Origin of the sequence: Rhodopseudomonas sp. BR0C11 (assembly GCF_010820945.1) — a bacterium.
Taxonomy (GTDB): domain Bacteria; phylum Pseudomonadota; class Alphaproteobacteria; order Rhizobiales; family Xanthobacteraceae; genus Rhodopseudomonas; species Rhodopseudomonas palustris_H.
The window spans coordinates 1-621 of the sequence record NZ_QTKI01000803.1; the positions used below are offsets into that span (position 1 = coordinate 1).

Below are 621 nucleotides of genomic sequence, written 5' to 3' on the forward strand. Positions count from 1 at the left end.
TGACTCCTCGTTGAGACCGTATCTCGGCGACCTTGATCTAAGGCGTATGTGCCGGCGGCTCTTGTCGGTTCGCACGAGAACTTGGATGTTCGGATGATGGACGCGCGGCGTCGTCCGGCAGGCACTTGCTGCGGCGAAAGCGAGCCGTGCAACCGGACTTAAGCTGATCGCGGGAGCGTGAACTGAAAACGCGCGCCGTGCGGTTTCAGCGAGGTGGCGAGCAGCCGCCCGCCATGGGCTTCGACGATCGATTTGCTGATCGATAGGCCCATCCCCATGCCTTGCGGCTTGGTCGTCACCAGCGCTTCGAACAACTGATCAATCCGGTCCTCATCGAAGCCGAGACCGTTATCCGTGACGCTGACGGTGACGCTGCCCGGATCGCTGGTGTCGCTGGCGACCGTCAGCACTCGGCGGCCTTCGATCGTCGCCATCGACTCGATTGCATTCATCGCGAGGTTGAGCAGCACCTGCTGGAGCTGAACTCTGTTGCCGAGCACGACCGCGTCACCACCACCGAGCCGGAACTCGAGATGAATGCTGTGATGGCGCAGCTCGCTCTGGATGATCGACAGAATCTCCCGGGCCACGTCGTTGATGTCGAGCGGCGCCATCTGCGGC

1 protein-coding gene is annotated in these 621 nt (G+C 62.2%); it reads right to left on the minus strand.

The features are described from left to right. Window positions 1-158: 158 nt before the first annotated feature. Window positions 159-621, minus strand: a 463-nt coding sequence (locus tag DYI24_RS27485) for a sensor histidine kinase (protein WP_164574553.1), incomplete at its 5' end; no start/stop codon positions are given.